Source organism: Pseudomonas laurentiana (assembly GCF_014648275.1).
GTDB classification, from domain to species: Bacteria; Pseudomonadota; Gammaproteobacteria; order Pseudomonadales; family Pseudomonadaceae; genus Aquipseudomonas; species Aquipseudomonas laurentiana.
Genome location: NZ_BMQU01000165.1, coordinates 1 through 590 on the forward strand (window position 1 = coordinate 1; position 590 = coordinate 590).

At 23.7% G+C, this 590-nt stretch carries 1 pseudogene; it reads left to right on the forward strand.

Annotated elements, in window-relative coordinates:
* The first annotated feature begins 57 nt into the window (after window positions 1-57).
* Window positions 58-393 (forward strand): annotated as a pseudogene (locus IE038_RS25705) (ribosomal protein S2).
* Window positions 394-590 lie beyond the last annotated feature (197 nt).

Consider the following 590-nt stretch of genomic DNA (forward strand, 5'->3'; position numbering starts at 1 on the left):
TTTTAAGTGTGAAAAGAAATGATAAAAAGATATTGGAATATTGATTTGGAAGAGATGATGAGAGTAGGAGTTTATTTTGGATATGGTATGAGGAAATGGAATTTTAGAATGGTATTTTATATTTTTGTAAAGTGTAAAGGTATTTATATTATAAATTTGATTAGAATTGCTTGTTTTTTATTAGAAGTTTGTGATTTAGTTTTTGATGTGGTAAGTAGGGGAAAATAATTTTTAATTGTTGGGATAAAAAATAAAGTAGTTGATTTAGTGTTGTGGGTTGTAATATGGGTTTGGTGTTATTATGTTAATAAAAAATGGTTTGGTGGTATGTTAATAAATTGGTTTATTATTGAAAAAAGATTTTATAAGTTTAGGGATTTGAGAATTGAATAAAAGATAGAGGGATTTAATTGTTTTTTGAAAAGGGATGTAGTTGTGTTGAAGAGATAATTATTTTGTTTGGAAATATATTTAGGTGGGATTAAATATATGATGGGATTGTTTGATATTGTAATTATTTTTGATTAGTAAGAAGAATATATGGTTTTTAGAGAATGTATTATTTTGGGAATTTTGATTATTTTTTTAAT